This window comes from Arthrobacter sp. Dra40 (assembly GCF_059091905.1).
Genome location: NZ_JBNHHB010000080.1, coordinates 1 through 21,682, shown reverse-complemented (window position 1 = coordinate 21,682; position 21,682 = coordinate 1). Strand labels below are relative to the sequence as shown.

The window sequence follows — 21,682 nt, the reverse complement described above, 5'->3', positions numbered from 1 at the left end:
ACCCCGGTGAAATGCAGTGCACAGTTAGGAAACCATGAGCACACAGACTCAGCAGGTCCCCCCGGAGGTTGCCACACCACGTCTGACACGGCGGCAGCGCGCACGCTTCATACGCGGGGTTCAGTACTTGGCCGGGATTGCCGTCGTTGCCTTCGTAATTGCGAAGACGGATTGGATAACCTTCAGCGAAGCCTTCCTGCGGCCCGATATCTTCCTCCGGATGTTGCCCCGTCTCATCACCGTCGGTTTCGTAAACACGATCATCTACGCTCTCCTGGCTTTCATCTTCGCCTTCATCGTGGGGCTGCTGCTCGCCATGATGAGGCTGAGCTCGGTAAAGCCATACAGGTGGTTCGCCACCGCCTACGTTGAGTTCTTCCGGGGAGTTCCTGCCCTCGTTGTCCTCTTTATGGTTGCCTATGGCGTCCCCAGCGCCTTTCCAGGGTTCCAATTCCCTGGGGACAAGTACGGCATGGTCATGGTGGGTCTGGGCATCACAGCGGCTGCCTATATGGCAGAGACTTTCCGTGCCGGCATCCAGGCAGTACCGAAGGGACAGTTGGAAGCAGCCCGCACCCTGGGGATGAGCCACAGTCGTACGATGGCGACGATCGTTATCCCCCAAGCGTTCCGCATCGTGGTCCCACCGTTGACAAACGAAATGATCCTGCTGGTCAAGGACTCTTCTCTGGTTTACGTTGTCGGGGTTACGGCAGCGCAATATGAGCTCACAAAGTTTGCCCAGGACTTCTTAAACCGTTCCGTAAACGCCACTCCCCTGATCGTCGGAGCCCTTTGCTATCTGGCGATCACGCTCCCCTTGTCCATGCTCGTGCGCAACCTCGAGCGCCGCTACGAGAAAGCACGATGACAATGCCCACCGCACCGATTCCAGCGCTCCCGAGTAGCGCAACATCGCCCGCAATCTCTATCCGAAACCTGAAGAAGAGCTTCGGCCAGAACGAAGTGCTCAAGGACGTATCGCTAGAGATCGATCTGGGGGAGGTCGTCTGCGTCATTGGCCCCTCCGGGTCGGGAAAATCCACGCTGCTTCGCTGCATCAATCTGCTCGAGGTTCCCACTTCAGGGACGATCAGTGTCGGATCGGAGGAGGTTACTCACCCGGATGCCGATTTAGACCGTATTCGACGACGGATTGGCATGGTGTTTCAGTCCTTCAACCTTTTTCCGCATTTAACAGTGCTTGAGAACCTCACCGTCGCGCAGATCAAAGTGCTCAAGCGGGGGAAGGCGGATGCTCTCAAGATCGCAAAGCTTAATCTTCAAAGAGTCGGGATTTCCCACAAGGAGGACGCGTACCCGGCGCAGCTCTCCGGTGGCCAACAGCAGCGGGTGGCGATCGCCCGCTCGCTTTCCATGGAGCCGCAGCTCATGTTGTTTGATGAACCGACCTCGGCGCTCGACCCTGAGCTGGTAGGAGAGGTCCTATCGGTGATGAAGTCCCTCGCCGCCGATGGCATGACCATGGTCATTGTCACCCACGAAATGCAATTCGCACGCGCTGTGGCTGATCGCGTCGTCTTCATGGACGGCGGCTACATCGTCGAGCAAGGCCGTCCACAGGACGTCATCGGCGACCCGCAGGAAGAACGGACAAAGTCCTTCCTCCACCGAGTCCTGAATCCGATGATAATCGGAGCAGAAGAAATAATGGACAGGGAAACGCTCGGAGCACCTTAGTGACCTGCCTCCTTAGGAGGGCGGATGTCATCCTTTGGGTTTAGTGGGTGAGCACCAGAGCGGCTTCCGATCTCCTTTCGCCGCCGCCGCAAACGCCCCGGTAGATTCCTCCCCATTCTCCCCGGCCACCCGTTAGAAGTGTCCTTTGCTGGAGCCGTATGAGGTTCCGGCCGTGTCGCTCCCTCGGCTAGCCCGCTACTCTGTTCCCCATGAAGCCCGACGCGGCGTGGCTCGACTGGATGCTCGACTCCGACCCGGCCTTGTGTTGGCAGGTCGAACGGGACCTTGCCCATGCGCCGCCGGAGCAGTGGATGGCGACCCGGGCCCGTGTTGCCACCGAGGGGTTCGGGGCGCAGCTGCTGGCGCATCAGGACCCGGACGGCCAGTGGGCGGGCGGTGCCTACTTCCCCGCTGACTTTGATTTCCAGGGCCCGGAAGCAGTCGATGGCGCCGGACAGCCGTGGACGGCGACCACCTGGACGCTCAACACCCTGCGCGACTGGGGCCTCGACCCGGCGGCACTGGGCGGGACTGCCGCGCGTCTCGCCGCCAACAGCCGCTGGGAGTACGAGGACCTGCCGTACTGGGAGGGCGAGGTGGACTGCTGCATCAACGCCTTCACGCTCGCCAACGGAGCCTGGCTTGGAGCAGACGTCAGCGGAATCGCAGGCTGGTTCATCGACCACCAGCTGCCCGACGGCGGCTGGAACTGCGCATGGGTCGAAGGCTCCACCCGCGCTTCCTTCCATTCCACGCTCAACACCTTGAAGGGGCTGCTGTACTACGAGTCCCTTACCGGAGGATCCGACGAACTCCGCGCCGCCCGCCACACCGGCGAGGAGTACCTGCTGCAACGCAGGTTGCTGTACACGCAGTCGACGGGCGAACTTGTGGGGCCGTGGGCCACCCACTTCGCCTACCCCTTCCGCTGGCTGTACAGCGCGCTGAACGCCGTGGACTACTTCCGAGCCGCATCGCTGCACGACGGCACAGCGCCAGATCAGCGAATGGTTGATGCGGTGGAGGTGATCCGTGCGGCTCGCCAGCCGGAGGGAACCTGGCTGCAGGAACGCCGTCACCCCGGACGCGTCTGGTTCCACGCCGACGTCCCCCCGGGCGAACCATCGAAGTGGCTCACCTTCCACGCCGCGCGCGGGCTCGCCTGGTGGGACCAACTCGAAATCTGAGGTAAGGCCGACGGATCAGCGGTGGCCCGGCCTTGAAACGGTCGCAGGGCAGCCGCGGATTCAGCGGCAGGACGAGGACATCATGGATGACGCACAGAACCGCCAAGACCTGACCCGGCAAATTGACGAGCGCCGGAATGACATCAGGGCGTATCTTCGCCGCGCGCGTCCCAAGCGCAACCGGTTGACCAGTGTCAGCATCATCGCCAGCTCAGTCGTCGCCGCATTGACGGCCGGGCCGGGCTTCGGACAGGACAATTTCAACTCGGCCGTGGCGGGCATTTTCTCGCTATCCGCCACTTCGCTCGTTTGGCAGGTCATCTGTATCCTGGCTTCGCTCCTCTCCCTTGCCGCCGCGATCGCGTCCGGCCTTGCCAACTCGCGCAACAGCGCGGAACAAATCTCAACGGCAGAATCGACCAGCGCGCAGCTCGACGGGCTGCTGACCGCGCTGAGGTACGGCCAACTCCCGTTGGGTGACGCTGTAAGGCTTTATCAGGAGTACAGCTCGAAAGCCGCCTTCATCGACTAGCGGCTCGCTTGATCAGCCGTCCCCGGGTCGGTCCGCGGGAGTGTTTTCCACCGCCAGGTCACGCACTCTTCCGAGGAGCCGGCCGTGCCTCTCGAGGAGCAGACCGGGATATTCACCCTCCGACCGGCCCAGGGGTTTCCGCGGCAGGCCATCGTGAGAATACTGGTCCCATGAGCCTCTTCCGGACCAAGTCCATTGAGCAGTCCATCGCCGATATGGAGGAGCCAGGGCGGCAGCTCAAACGCACGCTGAGCACCTTCGACCTGATGATTCTTGGCGTGGCTGTTGCCGTCGGGGCAGGCATCTTCTCGGTCGGGGCGAAAGCTGCCGGCAGCTTCGCCGGTCCGGCCGTAACCCTGTCCTTTGTGCTGGCGGCGATCACCTGTGCAATGGCCATCATGTGCTACGCCGAATTCGCGTCCGCTATCCCGGTGGCAGGCAGCGCCTACACCTATACCTACGCGACTCTGGGCGAACTGCTGGCGTGGATCATCGGCTGGGACCTGATTCTGGAGCTATTCACGGCGGGTGGAGTCATCGCCAAGTACTGGGGGATTTATCTCAGCAATGTTTTCCTGCTCTTCGACGTCAATATCCCCACCACTGTCAGTTTCTTTGGTCTGCAGCTAACCTGGGGGCCGCTGCTGATCGTTGCCATCTTCACAACCTTGCTGGTGCTCGGTACGGAACTGTCAGCCAGGGTGAACAACGTTTTTACCGTTATCAAAGTGGCCATTGTCCTGTTCGTGATCATTGTCGGTTTCACGTACGTGCGGGCGGAGAACTACACGCCGTTCATACCGGCGCCTGTTTCCACGGCGGGCGTCGGGGGGAACGCCTGGACCCAGTCGCTGTTCTCCTTCCTCAGTGGCGCTGAACCTCAGCAGTACGGCGTACCGGGCATTTTGGCGGGCGCTGCACTGGTGTTCTTCGCCTTCATCGGTTTCGACGTCGTGGCAACCAGTGCAGAAGAGGTACGCGACCCTCAAAAAACTCTTCCGCGGGGCATCTTCGGCGGACTGGCCATCGTGACCGTCCTGTACATCCTCGTCACCTTGGCCCTGACAGGGATGGTTTCCTACAAGGAACTGGCCGCTGCTGATGAGCCCTCCCTGGCCACAGCCTTCATCGGCGTCGGCGCGGACTGGGCAGCGCAGGTCATTTCGGTAGGTATCCTGATCGGGCTCACCACCGTCATCATGGTGCTGCTGATGGGCCTCGCGCGAGTTGCTTTCGCGATGAGCCGTGACGGGCTGCTGCCGCGCTGGCTGAGCCACACCACTGAGCACCACAAAACCCCGGCCCGGGTGCAGATCCTGTCCGGAACCCTGGTTGCCCTGGTGGCTGGGTTCACCAACGTGGACGTGCTGGAAGAGATGATCAACATCGGCACGCTCTCCGCCTTCGTGCTGGTGAGCATCGGCGTCGTCGTGCTGCGGAAGACGCGGCCCGACCTTCCGCGTGCCTTCCGCGTCCCCGGCGCGCCGGTGGTGCCCATCCTGGCCGCGGTGCTGTGCTTCTGGCTGATGTTGAACCTGACCACGCTCACGTGGCTGCGGTTTGTCATCTGGCTGGCCATCGGCCTCGTTATCTACTTCCTCTACGGCCGCCGGCACTCGCGGCTCAACCATCCGGAACTGATCACGCTGGAACACGAGCGCGAAGAGCACCACCGTGGGGAACACGAGCGGCGTGTCCGTACACGGGAGGAACACCGGCACCATCCGGAGCCGTAACGAGCCTGCGGTCACGCCGGCGGCGCCGTGTTGGCCGAAACCGGATCTCCGGGGTGAGTTCGACCCGCTCTGCTGCCTTGCCGGAAGGCCGGCGGCGCCAACCAAACTGGCGCACGAAGTTTCTCCCCCCGAACCGGTTTACCTCCTTCATTCCGGGCTAGTCTGAAAACGCCGGTGACAATGCCGGCAGTCAGCAGGGACAACAAAAATGAATATGGACATCTCCAGCTCGGAACAATTCACCGAACATATGGAAAGCGTTGGCGGCGACACTTCGGCGTTAAGACACTTCAGCTTGGTTCCAGCAGAGGGCGCCACGGTCGAAGATGTAGCGCTCCAGTTGCGCACCGAGAATATCGCCCATGGCAGACCGGCCGGAGACCAGTTCACACTCCATGCCCTGGCAGAAATCCTCATCAGCAAGAGAGACGAGAAAGCCGCTTCGCTGCCTCCGGGGAGGTCGCAGCCCGGGGAATATCAGCTGGAAATATACCTCGCCGCCGGTTCCGGAACCCGGACCCGCGTGCCCCGGATGCACCTCGAAGAGGCCAAAGCCTGGTCCCGGAACCAGATAAACGCCGCGGGAGCAGCCTTCGGCGCCATCTATTTCCCCACGAGCGGCAGCGACCGGCAAGGCACAGGATCCCTCGTCTCCAGATTCGACCGCAACGTTGGCTGGTATGAATAGCCAGCCCGGGCGCGGGTCAGGGCTGGCTATTGTTCACACGCCGAAGGCTGCGGCAGGCCCCAGGCGCGGGGCAAGCCTAACCTCCGCCTCAACGAGGAGCTGAGCCACGTGCAGGAGTTTTTCCCGATCGGCGGTGAAGGCCGCAAAGTCGATGCCTCGGTCGAGGCCTACATCATGAACACGCTGCTTGGTAAAGGCCACCTGCTGCAGATGAACAGGATCGGAGCGATTACCGCCGTCACCGCCGAGCTGAACCCTGGGACCTATCAGACGGTTGTCTGGGACTGGCGGGCGCAGCAGGACCCGGACGTCGGCTGGATCGCCGCGGAGTTCGGGACACTGGAGCCGGCCGAGGGCTTTCATCTCGCCCTGACGGAATCGCTCTACCACGGAGAGTTTGGCAGCAGTCTGCGCGACGAAGCTGCACGGTTTCCTGACGCTGGGACCATCCTGCCGAACTGACACCTCCTGCACAGACTGCCCGATCGTCGGTGGTTATGATCAGGGCAGCCATCATTTTGCAGAGTGGAGTAACCCATGGAACTCGGTGCTTTCTCGATCAGCCTCGCCGTCAAGGATATTGCCGCTTCTGCAGCCTTCTACCAGAAGCTCGGGTTTAGCCATCACGGTGGCGATATCGCCCAGAACTGGCTGATCCTGAAGAACGGCGACGCCGTCATCGGGCTTTTCCAAGGGGTGTTCGACAAGAACGCCTTGACGTTCAATCCTGGCTGGAACCAGGCGGCCCAGGGCCTTGACTCCTTCACCGATGTGCGCGACCTGCAGCGGCGCTTGAAAGCCGAGGGATTGCAATTCCTCTCGGAAGCAGACGAGGCAACCTCCGGGCCCGCGAGCTTTATGCTGCAGGATCCCGACGGCAACCCGGTGATCGTCGACCAGCATGTCTAATCAGGGCGGAAAGCCTCGACCCGCGGGGCCGTTTGCGGGTCATCGACGACTCGATGTGCCGCGCAATCGGCACCGGACGGAGCTACGCGAGGGTTCTGCCGGGCCGGACAGGACGCTGAACCACGGGTGTCGGCACACCCCTCCGAACCTGCTGCGTCCGGCGCCGAAGGGCAGAACAGCGCCCCCGGACCCATAGGGATCCGGGGGCGCAGTCGGTTTGAAGTCGTTAGAGCGGGTGGATGTTCTCGGCCTGCAGTCCCTTGGGACCTTGAACGACGTCGAATTCGACCCGCTGGTTCTCCTCCAGAGAGCGGTAGCCGCTGGAGGAGATGGCCGAGAAGTGCGCGAACACGTCCGGTCCATCGTCGTCCTGGCTAATGAAACCGAAACCCTTTTCGGCGTTAAACCACTTGACGGTGCCTGTTGCCATGCTGATTATTCCTTCTTGGCCGCACCGCCGGCTCCCGGTCGGGAACCTACCCCGCGGGCGTCCACTTCCCAACCTAGGGGAGCAGTACAGCGGCGGCAAGACCTACAGGGCCTGTCCCGGGTCTCAACAGTGGAGGCTACCGGTTGGTGATGGCTGCGGCCTGCCCGAAGTAATCGGCGTCGACCATCACCGCGTAGCGCTCGGCTTCCAGGGACTTGACGGACTTGAAGTCACGGCGCCCGCCGCTGCTCCAGTGTCCGATGAAACCGAAGAGGGCACCCCACACGGCGGCGATGAGCACACTGCCCAGCAGGACACGCAGCCAGACAATGCCAGGGACGAACAGCCCGAACAGCAGGCCGATGAGCAGGCCGAACCACGCGCCGCCGGCGGCTCCAGTCAGAGCGGCTTTGCCTTTGGTCAGGCGCCCAGTGACCTGCTCCACGCTGCTGATGCCGAGGCCGACAATGCGCACGTGTTCCACCGGGAATTTTGCATCCGAGAGACGGTCCACCAGGCGCTGTGCCTGCGGGTAATCACCGAATTCGGCGAGCACGGCTGAAGCGCCCGGGGCGCCAACACTCGACGGGTGATGGATTGTTTGGCTGGTCATAGTCTGCCTCCAGTTGTCGTGGTGCTTGTATCTGAGGACGTCTTCACCGTAACAGATTTAGTTCGGTTAGCCGAACCGAACCTTTCTGCTTAGACTAACTCCATGACCGAACATCCTTCAGCGGTTGAGGACGGCGAGCCGACAGCCGGGGTCCACGTGCGCCACGGGGTCGCGCTGTTGCTCCAGTGGTCCAGCAGGAAGAAAATCCGCCGCTATATCTTTGGCCCCGCCGCCGCAAGCCTCTCCCCCACGGACACGGCATTGCTGGAGTACTTAACCAGGAACGGCCCGATGCGGCTTTCGGATCTGGCCGCACAGTGGGGGGTCAACAAATCCACCATGAACCCGCAGGTCAGCCGGCTCGAAGCGAAGGGCCTGATCGACCGCCGGCCGGACCCGGTCGACCGCCGCGCCACGTTGCTCAGCACATCTGCGAACGGCATTGACCTGCAACACCGGATCGGCGCGGCCGGCGCGGCAGCCTTCGACGAGATTCTCTCCACCTGGTCTCCGGAAGACCGGGAAGCCCTCGGCGCCATGCTGGTCCGCTTCGCCAATGAACTTTCCGCTGCGACGCCCCAGCTCCTCCGCAAAGGGTTTGCCGAGGATTCCCCGCCTGGTTCCAGCCAAGCGCCCGGACAGTGAGAGCCTTCCGGTCCCGGGACAGACCGGGCCGGCCTCGCCGCGGCCGCTAGGGAGTGGAGCGCCGAAAGCTTGCACCGGCCCGGTTCGGGGCTCGAGCGGGCCCTTGCCCGGGTGCCGAACGAGCGGCATGATGCCGGGATGAGGCTTACAGGAAAACTCCGCGGTGCCGGCGATGGACAATGGCTGCTGGAGGGATCGGAGCGGGGCAACGACGCAACCAGGTTGCCCCCGTGGTCCGCCGGGAACCAAGTACGCCAACTGCCGCACGGCCGGGAGTACTTCCCGCTACTGGCCGCCGAGCTTGATTCGGCCGGGCCAGGCGATCTGGTCCTGATCGCCGGGTGGCGCATCGACAGCGAACAGCTTTTAACCGCCGACCTGACCGTGGGGCAAGCGCTAAGCCGCTGCGCGTTGCGCGGGGCGGAGGTCAAGGGGCTGCTGTGGCGGTCCCATGCGTCCTGGATCCTGGGCACGTTGCAGACGAACCGGGCGCTGGCCCTTGAAGTCAATGCGTCAGGCGCCGAGTTTCTATTGGACCATCGCGTTCGCCCCTTCGGCTGCCACCACCAGAAGTTCGTGGTGATCCGCCGGGCAGCGGCCCGGGATGCAGACGTGGTTTACGTGGGAGGCATCGACCTGGCCCGGTCCCGGGCGGACAATGAGGCTCATCAGGGAGACCCGCAACCCCGTGGTTTCGCCCAAGCGTATGGGCCGACCCCAGCATGGCACGACGTTCAATTGCAGGTGCGGGGGCCTGCAGTCCGCGACATCGAGGAAGTGTTCCGGGAGCGCTGGAACGATCCGTCACCGATGACGCGCTTGCCTTGGCACCGGCTGCCGGACGTGTTCCGCGGACTGCAGCAAAAGCCCGCACCCTTGCCCGAACCGCGCCCGGCACCGCCGGTGGCGGGCACCTGTAGAGTGCAGCTGCTGCGCACCTACCCTAAACGTTCCCCTTCATACCCCTTTGCCCGCAATGGAGAGCGCAGTGTCGCCCGCGGCTACGCCAAGGCACTGCAACGAGCACGGCGATTGGTATACGTGGAGGACCAGTACCTCTGGTCGGCCGACGTCGGCCGGGTCTTCGCGGAAGCCCTGCGCGACAATCCCGACCTCCACGTCATCGCGGTCTGTCCCCGGTACCCGGACCAGGAGGGCCGCCTCAGGGTCCCTCCCGCACTGTTCGGACAGGGCCTGACCTGGCGGACCGTTAAGACAGCCGGAGGTGACCGGGTCTTGATGCTGGACATCGAAAACGGGGAGGGCTGGCCGATCTATGTCCACTCGAAGGTGTGCGTCATCGACGACGTCTGGGCAGCCGTTGGCAGCGCCAACCTGAATCGGCGATCCTGGAGCCACGACTCCGAACTGACAGCTGCCGTGCTCGATGAGGAGCGCGACACACGATTCCCAACTGATCCCGCAGGGCTCGGTGACGGTGCACGACGGTTGGCACGCAACCTGCGCCTGCAGCTTCTCTGCGAACACCTCGGCCGTGCGTCGGGCGGCGACGCAGACCTCCTCGATCCCAGCAGTGCGGTACGTGCCGTCCGCTCAAGTGCCGGTGAACTCGATGCCTGGTACGACGCAGGCTGCATCCCACCCAAGCCACCGGGGCGGCTGCGCACCCACGTCCCCCTCAAAGGATCACCGTGGCAGCGCCGGCTCACCGCCCCGGCTTACCGCGTCCTCTTTGATCCCGACGGCCGGCCGCTGCGTATGAGACTCAAACACCACTACTGACAGCCCGGGGACCCGTACGGCTTCAGGCGGTGCGCCTCATGCACGTCCTCCCGCGGAACCTGACTGACCAGCATCCGTCGTCCCGATGTCCCGGACGCACCGGAATCCGATGTGCGTCGTGGCGGAGTCGCGGTCCTGGGACTGTCGGGCGGCGGGCCGGTAGCGCAGGCAGTATTCGGGGGCGCAAAGGTGGGACCCGCCCTTGACCACGAAGGCGTCGCCTGGGCATGCCGGGCCGGTGTGATGCCTGCGCGGATTCGTCGGGACGCAGCAAGGGGACGTCGCGGCCTGCCGGTGGCGGGGTGCCCACCGGTCGGCCGTCCACTCCCAGACGTTTCCGATCAGGTCCACGGCTCCGTAGGCGTTGGCCGGGTACGCGCCCACCGGAGATGTCGTGGACCAGCCGTCCTCCGCGGAGTTCCGGTAGGGGAACGCCCCTTGCCAGGTGTTGGCCAAGTGGTAACCGCCGGGGCACCGCTGGTCGCCCCAAGCGTAAGGCTCCGGGACTTTACCCCCGCGGGAGGCGAACTCGTGCTCAGCCTCGGAAGGAAGCCTTTGCCCGGCCCAGCTGGCGTAGGCCGCCGCATCCTCCAGAGACACCTGCGTGACGGGGTGGTCAGGCCGGTCACCCAGTGCCCGGGAACCGGGGCCCTCGGGGGAACGCCACGACGCGCCGGGCACCCAGGACCACCAGAGCGACGGGTCATTCAGTGGAACCGGCCCCGACGTTCCGGTGAACACCAGCGACCCCGGGGCCAGCAGCCGCGGGTCCACGCCGGGGTAATCCGCCGGGTCGGGGGTCCGCTCGGCCACGGTGAGGTAGCCGGCGTCCTCAACGAAGCGGGCAAACTGCGCCACCGTCACGGGCGTGCGGTCCATCAGGAACGGGGACACTCGCACCGGGTGGACGGGCCGCTCTTCCGGATAGAAGGTCTCTGAGCCCATCAGGAACGCCCCGCCGGGTACCAGAACCATTCCAGTCGGAACCTCGGCCTCCGGGACAGCACCCTGGCTCACGGCGCCTGCTCTCGCTGCGCCGCGGTTGCGGGACCGGGTTCGGCCGGCAGCCCGCCGCCCGGGGCTCCGGCCTCGATATCCTCCAGCCGGTAACGGACCTCCCTCGTGCCGAAGATGTTCAGGTCGAAGGGCGGTTCGTCTTCGCCCAGCTCGGTGTCGATGAGGCTGACAAGCTTCTTGAGCATCGATTCCACCAGTTGCCCGTCATAGTCGGGATGGGAAGGATCCCCAATGTTACGTGTCTCGCCGGGATCTTCGAGGAGATCATAGAGCGCCACGTCGGAGACTGCGTGCAACTCCTCGACCGTACGGGGAACGCCGTACTGGGTGGGAGAGAACCACCGGACCAGCTTGTACCGGCCGTCGGAGAGCGATCGAAAGAAGGTGCGCTTGTCCAGGTCCGGGGCACCAAACTTTTTCCCGGCCGCACGGCAGTCCTCCAGCGTTTTCTCCGGGCCTTCGTGAAGCTGGGCCAGTTCACTGAGGGCACCTTGGATAGACCACTCCGGGTCTTGCATGTTGAGGCCGTCCCAGCTGGTTAGCGCGCCGTCGCCGGGCTCGGAGGAGGAGCCGCGAGGCGGCTTCGCGTGTCCCGGGCTCTCGAACACGGGCCGCAGGTTCCGCCCTTTCAACTTCGGGTACAGCCGACGTATTTCCGTCTCCTCCAGCCCCGCCCACGACAGGAAGGTAGTGGCGAGGTCCAGATGCGAGCCGACGGCGTCGGACTGCACCCCTTTGGGGCTGCGCGGCGCGACGACGGTCATGTTGACGATCGAGGCTTCCTGGAAGGGAATTGCTCCCTTCTGCGTCATGCCGTGGGCGCCGTTCATCTCGCCGTGGTCGGAGGTGAGGATCACCACGGTGTTCCGCCACAGGTCCTGCCGGTCGAGCTCGTTCAGGACCTGTTGGAACTGGGCGTCGACCATCCGCAGGCAGTTGATCAGGTAGTTCCGCCGGGCCTTCCACAAATCTTCCCGGCCCTCCGGAATCCGGCCGTAGTTCCACTCGGTGCTGCGCTTGTAGGACCGCACCCCGTACGGCTGGGCATCGAGGTCGTCGTGGAAGTTCACCGGGAGTTCCACGTCGTAGTCGCGCATGAACCCCAGATCCTGCGCGGGATGGGTCAAGGCGGCCATCACCCCATTCGCGTGGGCCTGCTCCTCTTGGCCGGAGCGCAGGAACATGACGTCGTGGGGGTTGACCATCGAAGAGATCAGCAACCATGGTTGATCCGGCGGCCGCTTGTGGCGCAGCCAGTCTACGGTCTCGAAGGCAACCGCACCGTCCAGGGTTTCACCATGGAGCGGGGCGCCCCAGTTGTCGCCCCAGGACTGGTAGTCCGAGAAGCCATAGCCTTCGAGGGCGTCCGAAGACTGCCCAGGGTGGGACAAGTGCCATTTGCCCTTGAAGGCGGAATAATATCCCTGCTCCCGCATCATCGTGCCGATCGTGGGGACGTCCTCGTCCAGCACGTCTATCCACGCGAAGTTGGTGTTGTCCCACAGGCCAACGTTCTTGGCGTGCTGGCCGGTCCACATCGTGGCCCGGGACGGAGTGCACTGTGGGACCGTGCAGTACTGGTTGCTCAAGCTGACGCCCGCCCCCACCAGACGCTGGATGGCAGGCAGCTCCACGCCCGGCGGCAGGTCCATGTGCACGTCCCACTGGTCCATGCACAGCACCAGAATGTTCGGTCGTTCCTCGCGGGCAGCGCTCATTGTCTCAGTCTCCTCCCCTGCCGGCAAACGCGCTCGCGCACTGTGCAAAAAACCGCCGCATGAGCGGGGCAAGCTCCAGCTGTCCGCACGTCCGGGAGGGACGGTGCCAAAGGCTCAGCAAGAAGGCGTCGGGGTTCCTGCACCGGCTGAAGGACCTCTTGATGACGCGCCCGGCAGAGCAGCCGATGCCGCGGTCAGCGCCCGCTCCGCCACGGCCCGGGATAACCCCAGCGCGCCCGAGCGAACTTAGCTGCTTTCGTCGCCGGGCCTGGAGCCCAGCTGTTCATCCAGCCGCAGCAGGCCCGGTCCGTCATCGTTGACGAGCTTAACCCGGCCGATGATCTCGCCAACCGTAGCTTCTTCTTCCAGCTGTTCGTCGACGAACCAGTTCAACAGCGGGATGGAGTCGATGTCGCCCTCCTGCTGTGCCAGCCGGTACAGGTCGCGGATCGACTCGGAAACCTTCTTCTCGTGCGCCAGCGAGGCTTCAAAGACCTGCAGAACGGTCCCGGCAAAAACGGCGGGAGCGGTGATGGTTTGGATCTTCGGGTGCGCGCCACGGTCCATCATGTGGTCGATGAACTTGTTGGCGTGGACCACCTCTTCCTCGGCCTGCGCCCGGAACCAGCCGGCAATGCCGGGCAGGTCGATCGCATCCATCTCAATGGCGAGCTGCCGGTAAACCACGGAGGCCTGGAGCTCCAGCGTGACCTGGTTGTTAAACGCTTCTGCGAGTTTTCCTGTGAGTCCCATAAAGCCAAGACTATGTACGGGTTTGTGTCACCGCCAGCAAGGTAAGGCAGGCCAAGGTTAGGAGAGCCTGAACTACCGGTCCGCCCAGCTAACCGGCGGCATCAGCCGGAACAGCCGGCTTCGCCAGCCCTTCAACCACGACGGCGCGGGGCAGCTTGGTCAGTTCCTGCGGCTTGAGCAGCACTTTGCTGGAGCGGTTCCCGCCGCCCATCACCACGCGTTCCCGCTGAAGCACCGCCGCATCGATGTAGATGGGATGGTCCGAGGTTCCGATGGCGGTCACTCCCCCGATCTCCATGCCGGTCACGGCGCGCGTGGTCGCGGCATCGGCGAAGGACGCCCGCTTGACGTCCAGCAGTTCGCGGACGGTCTTATTGACGTCCAGCCGGGTGGTTCCCAACACCACGCACACCGCGTACTTGGGCGGTTCCACCTTCTTGGACACCACCACAATGGTGTTGGCCGACTGGTCCAGGGAGAAGCCGTAGTGTTCGCAAAACGCAGCAGTGTCCGCCACATCCGGGTCGCAGGCGAGAACCTCATATGTCAGGCCATGCCCGGCGAGCGCTGCCTCGACGGCGGGAAGCAACTCCGCTGCGCTCACTGCACGCCTGCCCTCTCAACGGTCCTGGTTACCGCGGCGAGGATTGCTTCCCCCAGCTCGACCGGTTTGGTGAATTGCGGCCAGTGCCCGGTTGGAAGGTGCACGTAATCGACGTCCTGAATCCTGGCCAATTCCACCACCTGCGGTGCGCCGGCGTCGATCCAGCCCTGCAGTTGCTCCGGAGTGAACTCGCATGTGATGACGGTGACCGGCACGTTGAAACGCCGCTCGTCGGAGAGTCGCTGCTGGTCGCAGGCCACGCCCTTCGGTTGCGGAATTGCCCGGGCACGGAAGGCGGCGCGGAGTCCGTCGTCGAGATCCACCAGGTCTTCTTCCTCGAAGAGTCCCCAGTCCGGCAGCGGCACCTCGTCCCCTTCGGCGGGCAGCTCGTCATTGATGACGCCGCCTTCACCCAGCGGGCCGCTGTCCACATAAATGGCACGGGCGACGCGGTCCGGGCGCTGGTCCACCGCGCCGTGGATGATGGCCCCGCCGCCTGAGTGGCCCACCAGGACCACCTGCCCGCCTAACCCGTCAACGGCTTGCACCGTCGCATCGATATGGTCGCGCAGGCCGATGCCTGCCCGTGGTGCATCAGCCGCTTCCAGCCCGGGCAGCGTCAGCGGGTGCACCCGGTGCCCGGCCGCGACCAGCGGTGGAGTCACCTCAGCCCACGACGACGCGTCCAACCAGAATCCCGGCACAAGGATGATGTCCATGTCAGGTGACTCTAGTGCGCGACCCGTGACGGAGGACACCTTTCGGTCAAAATTGGACCAGGCCGGGTTCGACGCCTGGCGTGACGCTACCGCCCGCGGGATTGGTGCCGGTTCGCTCTCCGCGTGGTTTGCGCCCATCCGGGCTCGAGGCGAGGCACGATCGTGTAACCTTTCTCAAACCCCGTGCGCTGCCCACCGGCCCTGCGTACCCTTTCTGGTCGTACCCATGCCATACAAGGAGAAGTCGAATGACTCTTGATGCGCGCCTGCCCCGGACCACCTGCATCCCGCTGCAGGACATCCGCACCGATTCCGCCCTGCTGACGGGCCTGCCGTGAGCGCCGTCGCCAAGACGGAACGCGAGCTGCGTGTATCGCAGCACGACCCTGCTGACATCGGCACCGTAGCCGCCGACATCGTCGAGGCGCTCATCGCGGCGCGTCCAACAGCGGTCATAGGTTTGGCCACCGGTTCGTCGCCGCTGCCGCTGTACCAAGCCCTTGCCCGACGTCGGCTGAATCTGGCCGGGGCCCGCTGGTTCGCCTTGGACGAATATGTGGGGCTGCCCGCCACCCACCCCGAGAGCTACGCGCAGGTGATCGACCGCGAGGTGGTCAAGCCGCTGGGCCTCGACCCTGCGTCGGTCCTGCTGCCGGATGCCAACCGGGCGGATGTGGACCAGGCCGCAGCGGACTATGAAGCCGCCATCGCCTCCGCGGGCGGCATCGACCTGCAGATCCTGGGCATTGGCCACAACGGGCACCTGGCCTTCAACGAGCCGGGATCAGCGCTCGATTCGCGCAGCCGCGTGGAAGAGCTCACGCTGCGCACCCGCCAGGCCAACGCCCGCTTCTTCCCCTCGCTCGACGACGTTCCGACGCGCTGCATCACCCAGGGTCTGGGCACCATCCTTGAAGCCAAGCGGCTGTTGCTGTTGGTACAGGGCCGGGACAAGGCCGACATCCTTTACCGTGCGCTGACCGGTCCGGTGCACTCCGATTGCCCCGCCTCGGTGCTTCAGCTGCATCCGGACGTCACGGTCCTCACGGACGCGGAGGCCGGCTCACTGCTTCCGGCCGGCGGGCCGTTGGTGCGGTGACCCGCACTTCCGCTGGCAGGACGCAGGGCCCCGCGTTGGCCTCCAGCGGCAGAGCCGACGGCTCGGCAACGCCGGCCGGCGCAGCAGACTCTTCTTCCCAACCGGTCAGAATGGCCCTCCGGGGCAGAATCCATACCGGTGAGGGTGAACTGCACGACGGCGCCGTGGCCGTGTCCGGACGGCACATCAGCTATGTGGGTCCGGCCAAGGACCTGCCGCCGGGCGCAGCGGACACCGTCATCGACCTCCCCGACGGTCAGCGGGTGATTCCCGGGCTGGTTGACCTGCACTGCCACGGTGCTTTCGGCGTCGACTTCTCCACCGCCACCGAGGCGGACGCACGCGGCGCAGCAGCCAGGATCCATGCTTCCGGGACCACCACTCTGCTGGCGAGCCTGGTGACCGCCACGCCACGGGACCTGCTGGCCGGACTTAACGTCCTGTCGAGGGTCGCCGCCGACGGCGATATCGCCGGCATCCATTTAGAGGGGCCTTTTCTCTCGCGGGAACGGTGCGGTGCCCAGGATCCGAACCGGCTGCTGGAGCCGGACCTCCGCCTGGCCGGCGAGCTGGTGGCGAGTGGCCACGGATTCCTGCGCACCATGACGTACGCGCCGGAGCTGGCCGGCTCCTGTGAACTCGTCCAGCTCCTCGCCGGCCACGGCGTTGTCCCCTCACTGGGGCACACGGCCGCGGACAGCTCAATGGCGGCGGAGTCGCTGCGCCGGGTAAAAGATGCCTTGGCGGCGCAGTTCGGCGAGGGTGCCCGTGTACCCACGGTGACCCACTTGTTCAACGGAATGGACCCACTGCATCACCGCTCCCCCGGCGCCGTGGCCGCCTGCCTCCGCGCCGCCCGTGCAGGCAACGCCATCGTGGAGCTCATCGCAGACAACACCCACCTGCACCCAGACCTTGTCGCGACCATGTTCGAGCTGCTCGACAGCGACAACATCGCTCTGGTGACCGACTCGATGGCCGCCGCAGGGTTGTCCGACGGTGAGTATTCTCTCGGGTCCGCCGCGGTGCAGGTGCGCTCCGGGGTTGCCCGCCTCGCCTCCGGAGTCATCGCGGGCGGCACCGCCAGCATGCTGGATCTGGTGCGGAACGCCGTCGAAGCGGGCGTTCCGTTCGACCAGGCCCTCCGGTCTGCCTCGGTCGTCCCGTCCCGGGTCCTCGGCCTGGCCGACAGCGTGGGTGCCTTGGCTCCTGGCAAGGATGCCGACCTCGTGATCATCGATTCCAGCGTGCGGGCTGCCCGTGTCCTGCGCCGGGGCGCGTGGCTGCAGGCGGGCTAAGGCCGCCAACGCGCAGCTGAGGCCAGCCGGACGTGGTGGGCTGGACGGAATACTGGCCAGATAGCCACGTTGTGACTGGTATGCAGCTCGCCTCCGTCCCCGTCTCCATCCTCGACCGCGCCAACGCCCGCGAGGGCAGCACCGCGGCCGACGCCCTGGGCGCCACCATCCGGAGGGCACAGCACGCCGAGCAGCTGGGCTTCCACCGGTTCTGGGTGGCCGAGCACCACGGCGTGCCGGGGATCGCCGGTTCGGCGCCGACGGTGCTGATGGCGGCCGTGGCGGCGCAGACCAAACGGATCCGCGTCGGCTCCGGCGGAGTGATGCTGCCCAGCCACCAGCCACTGGTAGTGGCCGAACAAGCCGCGACCTTGCAGGCGCTGTTCCCCGGCCGGGTCGATCTCGGAATCGGCCGCTCCGTCGGCTTCACGCCGGCGGTGCGCTCGGCGCTGCGACAGGACACCGCCGCCGCGGACCGGTTCGAGGAGGACCTGGCTGAACTGCTGTCCTACCTCGGCGGCAACGCCGCCATTACCGCCCGCCCGTACGACGGCGGTGCCACGCCGCCATTTGTGCTGGCCACAGGAAAAGGCGCGGATATCGCGGCCAAGGCGGGCCTCGCCGTCGTTGTTGGCGGTCCCGCCTTTACCGGACGCAGACCGGAACTGGCCCGCGGCGTGCTGGAGCGCTACCGCAAAAACTTTAGGCCCTCCCCTTATTACACGGAACCGTACGTGATCGCCTCGGCGAACGTTGCCGTTGCAGATACCGCCGAACAGGCCAGGGACCTGCTGCTGCCCGAGGCGTGGGCCATGGCGCAATCACGCACCCGCGGGGAATTCCCGCCGCTGGCACCCGTCGAGTCGATTGACGGGCTTTCGATGACCAGCCGGCAGAAAGCGCTCGTGGACGAGACGCTGGTTGCCGCCGTGCACGGAACCGCGGAACACGTGCGAGAGCGGCTCCGCAGGTTAATGGATGTGACCGGTGCCGACGAACTCATGGTCACCACGAACACCTTCGATACGGCCGCACTGGCCGACACCGACCGCAGGCTTGCCGCCCTCTTCAACCTTGGTTGACGCGCACGAACCACCACCTGGCGGAGCCGTGGGAGAGGGGCATATGGGGGTCCCGGATCCTGGTATGGGGCGCGCGAGCCTGGCAGCGAAGCCGGTGAAGCCGTGGGGACCTGTCAATACGAGGGCCTTCACTATAGGGTGAGCGCGTGGGAGATCCGCTCTGTGTGCCCCTGTCGGCGCTGTCGCGCAGTGACGTAGCGCTGGCCGGGGGCAAGGGGGCAAATCTGGGCGAACTGGTGGGGGCCGGTTTCGACGTCCCCGACGGCTTCGTGGTGACCACCAGCAGCTACCGGCTGATCCACCCTGACGTCAGGAACGCGCTCTCCCAGGAGCAAATCTTGGCCGCGCAGGTGCCCCCCGTCGTGGCGCAAGCGATCAGCGACGCCTATGCGGCACTGGGCGCGGGCCCAGTCGCGGTCCGGTCGAGCGCCACCTCCGAGGACCTGCCCGGAGCAGCTTTCGCCGGACAGCAGGACACGTTCTTGAACGTCGTCGGAGTCCAGGACGTGCTCGAAGCAGTGCGCCGGTGCTGGGCTTCATTGTGGACCGACCGCGCCATCGCCTACCGGCGCCGATTGGACATCGACCCTGCAGGCGTCGCGATCGCCGTCGTGGTGCAGCGCCTGGTGTCCGCCGACTACGCCGGAGTGATGTTCACGGCCAACCCGGTCACCGGCGACCGGACCCAGGTGGTGATCGACTCCAACCCCGGCCTGGGCGAGGCCGTGGTAGCCGGGCTCGTCACACCGGATCACGCAATCCTGGACCGAGCCAACCGCGTCCTTGAGCGGCGGGCGGGACGTCAGGAGGTGGTGATCAGCGCCAACCGTGACGGGGGCGGTACCGGAGAGCAGGTGGGTGGCGCAGCCTCGCCCCTGACCGAGCAGCAACTCGGGAGCATCGCGGATCTGGGGCGCCGAGTGGCCGAGCACTTCGGACGGCCGCAGGATATCGAGTGGGCCATCGAGCAGGGGCGTCTGCACGTGCTGCAGGCCCGACCGATGACCGCTCTTCCGCCGGCCCCGGTCCGACTGACCCGGGTGCAGCGACTGACCGGCCCGATACTGCTCGAGCTCTTGCCCCGCAGGCCCTACCCGATGGAGGTCAGCGCCTGGATTCGGCCGACCATCGGCACGCACGTGGAACGCATGCTCCGGGGCATGACCGGGGTCATCGTGCGCTTCGACCAGATGATCCCGGCCCAGGACGAGGTGGTCCAGGGCTTCGTGCCGCCCCGGCCTCGGCCCACCGCGCAGACCCCGGCACGCCTTTGGCGATCCGCCCGCACGGCCCGGCGCCTGAAACCCGGCGCGTGGCGGTCCGACCCCCGATACGACCAGTACGTGGCGGCCGCGGCCGCCCTGAACACTGCGGACCCGACGACTCTGACATGGAGCGAGCTCCTCACCGTCCCGGCGCACGCGGCCCGGCTTACCGACCTCGTGACCAGGCTGCGCGTGGATTACCTTCCCGCCGCGGGGGTGAACCTGGGCAGGTTGCGGGCGCTGCTGGCCTTCCTGCACCGCGGCCGCCTCTTTGGTGACCTGATTGTGAACGCGCCCACGACGACCAAGGCCGCGAACCAGGCCTTGAGCGCCCTGGCCACCCAGGTGCGGGACAACCCTGATCTCATGGCGGCGTTCACCGGCCAGGACCTTGACGATGTGGCCGGCTTCGTGACTACAGCCCCGGCGGCCGCGGAGTTCAGGGCGTCACTGTGTGCGTTCTCGAAAACCTACGGACACCGCGAGACCAGCAGTCTGATGCTCGTGCGGGACCCAACGTGGGGCGACTCCCTCATGACGGTGCTCTCCCTGGTCCGTGTGCTCCTTAACGAGCCCGAACACCCGACGCCTCCTGCCGCTACCGCATCAGCGCTTGCGGCGCTCATGGCGCATCCGCTGGTGCGGCTTACCCGATCGCAACGGGGCGTTGAACGCCTCGTCCGCCAGGCTGCCGCGGGAGTCGCCCTGCGCGAGGACACCCACTTCGAGCTGACCCGGACGATGTCTGCGGTGCGGCGAGCGGTTGAGGAAGCCGGACACCGGCTCCAGCGCGCCGGGGCCCTGGACACCGCTCAGGAGGTGTGGACGCTGACCCTGGACGAGCTGAGCGAGGTCCGCGACCCGGCCTCGGCACCAGAAACCGTTGACCTTCGCACTCCGGCGCGGCGACGTCAGTCGGCGTATGCCGAGCTCGCCGCCAACCCGCTCATCGCGACCACGACCCTGTATCCCCCGCGGGCAGCAGAACCCGACACCCTGCTGAGCGGGGTCGGCGGTGGGGGCGGCAGCGCCACCGGCCACGTCCGGGTGGTCGCCGGACCCGCGGACTTCTCCACGCTGAAAACCGGAGAGGTCCTGGTGTGCGCGGCCACCAACCCGTCCTGGACCCCGTTGTTTCAGCGCGCGGCCGCCGTCGTCGTCGACCACGGCGGTCTCGCCTCCCACGCTGCCATCGTGGCCCGCGAGTACGGTATCCCGGCCGTCATGGGCTCCGCGAGGGCCACCAGCGTGCTGACCACGGGACAGCATGTCCTGGTCGACGGCGATGCCGGCGTGGTCCGGGCGGCCGCGTGACGCCTGACCGCCGAACCGGCTCCCGACGTCGCGGGCCTGTCACCGCGACGTCGCGGGCCTGTCACCGATTGAACCGGTGGTCGGGCGGCTGCCGGGTCAGCGCCGGCCGTAGTGAACAACGATGGTTCGCTGCTGCATGTTTCCGTCCGCATACAGCAGGGTGCTGACCGGGACGCCGTACAGCGCGGAGAGCTCCCGGTCGGTGAGCAGCTCGTCCGCGGTCCCGGCAATCGGTCCGGAGCCACCCATGAGTACCACGTGGTCCGCCAGGTACAGGGCGTGGTCGGGGTGGTGCGTGCTCAGCAGTACAGTCATGCCGTCTGAGATCAGTTCACCGAGCAGCGTCAGAATGCGGACCTGGTTCTTCAAATCCAGGCCTGTGGCGGGCTCGTCGAGAATCAGGATGGGGCAGCCGGTGGCTATGGCGCGGGCGACCAGGACCAATTGCTGCTCGCCGCCGCTCAGAGTTGGGAACAGCCGGTCCTGCAGTCCGGCAATGCCGACCCGGTCCAGCGCTTCCAGCGCCGCCGCCCGGTCGGCCGGTCCGGGCGAGCGGAAAAAGCGGACCTGCCGGGCCCGGCCCATGAGCACCATGTCCAGTGCAGGGTAGGCGAACGCGCTCCCGTGGA

General features: G+C 65.7%; 22 protein-coding genes. 14 read left to right on the top strand and 8 right to left on the bottom strand.

The features are described from left to right. Positions 1 to 34: 34 nt before the first annotated feature. The 8 genes from AC5RWT_RS22785 to AC5RWT_RS22750 all read left to right on the top strand — a co-directional run bounded on the left by AC5RWT_RS22785 (position 35) and on the right by AC5RWT_RS22750 (position 6,753). Entirely contained in the window at positions 35 to 871 is an 837-nt protein-coding gene (locus AC5RWT_RS22785; RefSeq protein WP_494082149.1) for an amino acid ABC transporter permease, read from the top strand. Next, complete coding sequence (locus AC5RWT_RS22780; RefSeq protein ID WP_494082148.1) at positions 868 to 1,701, top strand: amino acid ABC transporter ATP-binding protein; 834 nt, start codon at positions 868 to 870, stop codon at positions 1,699 to 1,701. The genes AC5RWT_RS22785 and AC5RWT_RS22780 overlap by 4 nt, the downstream gene beginning before the upstream one ends. Before the next feature lie 209 nt (positions 1,702 to 1,910). Continuing rightward, on the top strand, positions 1,911 to 2,888 hold the full coding sequence (locus tag AC5RWT_RS22775) for a squalene cyclase (RefSeq protein ID WP_494082147.1): 978 nt from the start codon (positions 1,911 to 1,913) through the stop codon (positions 2,886 to 2,888). Between the two features lie 82 nt (positions 2,889 to 2,970). Then, a complete protein-coding gene (locus tag AC5RWT_RS22770) occupies positions 2,971 to 3,420 on the top strand; it encodes a hypothetical protein (protein WP_494082146.1) in 450 nt (149 codons plus the stop codon). 170 nt (positions 3,421 to 3,590) lie between these two features. Continuing rightward, positions 3,591 to 5,156 carry an amino acid permease gene (locus AC5RWT_RS22765; protein WP_494082145.1) on the top strand — a complete coding sequence of 522 codons (1,566 nt, stop codon included), beginning with the start codon at positions 3,591 to 3,593 and terminating at the stop codon, positions 5,154 to 5,156. A gap of 208 nt (positions 5,157 to 5,364) precedes the next feature. After that, complete coding sequence (locus AC5RWT_RS22760; RefSeq protein WP_494082144.1) at positions 5,365 to 5,844, top strand: hypothetical protein; 480 nt, start codon at positions 5,365 to 5,367, stop codon at positions 5,842 to 5,844. A gap of 108 nt (positions 5,845 to 5,952) precedes the next feature. After that, complete coding sequence (locus tag AC5RWT_RS22755; RefSeq protein WP_494082143.1) at positions 5,953 to 6,306, top strand: hypothetical protein; 354 nt, start codon at positions 5,953 to 5,955, stop codon at positions 6,304 to 6,306. Positions 6,307 to 6,381: 75 nt separating this feature from the next. Beyond that, entirely contained in the window at positions 6,382 to 6,753 is a 372-nt protein-coding gene (locus AC5RWT_RS22750; protein WP_494082142.1) for a VOC family protein, read from the top strand. A 226-nt stretch (positions 6,754 to 6,979) separates the two neighbouring features. On the opposite strand, the gene AC5RWT_RS22745 is transcribed toward AC5RWT_RS22750, so the two are convergent. Both AC5RWT_RS22745 and AC5RWT_RS22740 read right to left on the bottom strand, forming a co-directional pair. Further along, positions 6,980 to 7,183 (bottom strand): cold-shock protein, encoded by a 204-nt coding sequence (locus tag AC5RWT_RS22745; protein WP_493967048.1) that lies wholly within the window; start codon positions 7,181 to 7,183, stop codon positions 6,980 to 6,982. 136 nt (positions 7,184 to 7,319) lie between these two features. Beyond that, entirely contained in the window at positions 7,320 to 7,796 is a 477-nt protein-coding gene (locus AC5RWT_RS22740; protein ID WP_494082141.1) for a general stress protein, read from the bottom strand. A 102-nt stretch (positions 7,797 to 7,898) separates the two neighbouring features. Between AC5RWT_RS22740 and AC5RWT_RS22735 the strand changes: the two genes are divergently transcribed. Continuing rightward, positions 7,899 to 8,441: a MarR family winged helix-turn-helix transcriptional regulator gene (locus tag AC5RWT_RS22735; protein WP_494082140.1), complete on the top strand. Its 543-nt coding sequence runs from the start codon at positions 7,899 to 7,901 to the stop codon at positions 8,439 to 8,441. A gap of 138 nt (positions 8,442 to 8,579) precedes the next feature. Then, positions 8,580 to 10,184, top strand: coding sequence for a phospholipase D family protein (locus tag AC5RWT_RS22730; protein WP_494082139.1), 1,605 nt, complete (start codon positions 8,580 to 8,582; stop codon positions 10,182 to 10,184). Between the two features lie 36 nt (positions 10,185 to 10,220). Here the strand turns inward: AC5RWT_RS22730 and AC5RWT_RS22725 are convergent, their stop codons facing one another. The 5 genes from AC5RWT_RS22725 to AC5RWT_RS22705 all read right to left on the bottom strand — a co-directional run bounded on the left by AC5RWT_RS22725 (position 10,221) and on the right by AC5RWT_RS22705 (position 14,995). Beyond that, positions 10,221 to 11,201 (bottom strand): formylglycine-generating enzyme family protein, encoded by a 981-nt coding sequence (locus tag AC5RWT_RS22725; RefSeq protein ID WP_494082138.1) that lies wholly within the window; start codon positions 11,199 to 11,201, stop codon positions 10,221 to 10,223. Further along, positions 11,198 to 12,919 carry a sulfatase-like hydrolase/transferase gene (locus AC5RWT_RS22720; protein ID WP_494082137.1) on the bottom strand — a complete coding sequence of 574 codons (1,722 nt, stop codon included), beginning with the start codon at positions 12,917 to 12,919 and terminating at the stop codon, positions 11,198 to 11,200. Before AC5RWT_RS22720 ends, AC5RWT_RS22725 begins: the two co-directional genes overlap by 4 nt. 246 nt (positions 12,920 to 13,165) lie before the next feature. Continuing rightward, on the bottom strand, positions 13,166 to 13,672 hold the full coding sequence (locus tag AC5RWT_RS22715; protein ID WP_494082136.1) for a ferritin: 507 nt from the start codon (positions 13,670 to 13,672) through the stop codon (positions 13,166 to 13,168). Positions 13,673 to 13,760: 88 nt separating this feature from the next. Next, positions 13,761 to 14,276: a YbaK/EbsC family protein gene (locus AC5RWT_RS22710; RefSeq protein ID WP_494082135.1), complete on the bottom strand. Its 516-nt coding sequence runs from the start codon at positions 14,274 to 14,276 to the stop codon at positions 13,761 to 13,763. Then, positions 14,273 to 14,995 (bottom strand): alpha/beta fold hydrolase, encoded by a 723-nt coding sequence (locus tag AC5RWT_RS22705; protein ID WP_494082134.1) that lies wholly within the window; start codon positions 14,993 to 14,995, stop codon positions 14,273 to 14,275. Before AC5RWT_RS22705 ends, AC5RWT_RS22710 begins: the two co-directional genes overlap by 4 nt. Before the next feature lie 334 nt (positions 14,996 to 15,329). Here AC5RWT_RS22705 and AC5RWT_RS22700 point away from each other — a divergent pair, with 334 nt between their 5' ends. From AC5RWT_RS22700 to AC5RWT_RS22685, 4 genes are all read left to right on the top strand, one after another. After that, complete coding sequence (locus AC5RWT_RS22700; protein ID WP_494082133.1) at positions 15,330 to 16,094, top strand: glucosamine-6-phosphate deaminase; 765 nt, start codon at positions 15,330 to 15,332, stop codon at positions 16,092 to 16,094. A 110-nt stretch (positions 16,095 to 16,204) separates the two neighbouring features. Then, positions 16,205 to 17,392 carry an N-acetylglucosamine-6-phosphate deacetylase gene (gene nagA / locus AC5RWT_RS22695; RefSeq protein WP_494082132.1) on the top strand — a complete coding sequence of 396 codons (1,188 nt, stop codon included), beginning with the start codon at positions 16,205 to 16,207 and terminating at the stop codon, positions 17,390 to 17,392. 80 nt (positions 17,393 to 17,472) lie between these two features. Beyond that, complete coding sequence (locus AC5RWT_RS22690) at positions 17,473 to 18,474, top strand: LLM class flavin-dependent oxidoreductase (protein WP_494082150.1); 1,002 nt, start codon at positions 17,473 to 17,475, stop codon at positions 18,472 to 18,474. 146 nt (positions 18,475 to 18,620) lie between these two features. Further along, positions 18,621 to 21,053 (top strand): PEP/pyruvate-binding domain-containing protein, encoded by a 2,433-nt coding sequence (locus AC5RWT_RS22685; protein ID WP_494082131.1) that lies wholly within the window; start codon positions 18,621 to 18,623, stop codon positions 21,051 to 21,053. Positions 21,054 to 21,149: 96 nt separating this feature from the next. Here the strand turns inward: AC5RWT_RS22685 and AC5RWT_RS22680 are convergent. After that, positions 21,150 to 21,682: ABC transporter ATP-binding protein (locus AC5RWT_RS22680; protein WP_494082130.1), on the bottom strand; the 533-nt coding region annotated here is incomplete at its 5' end.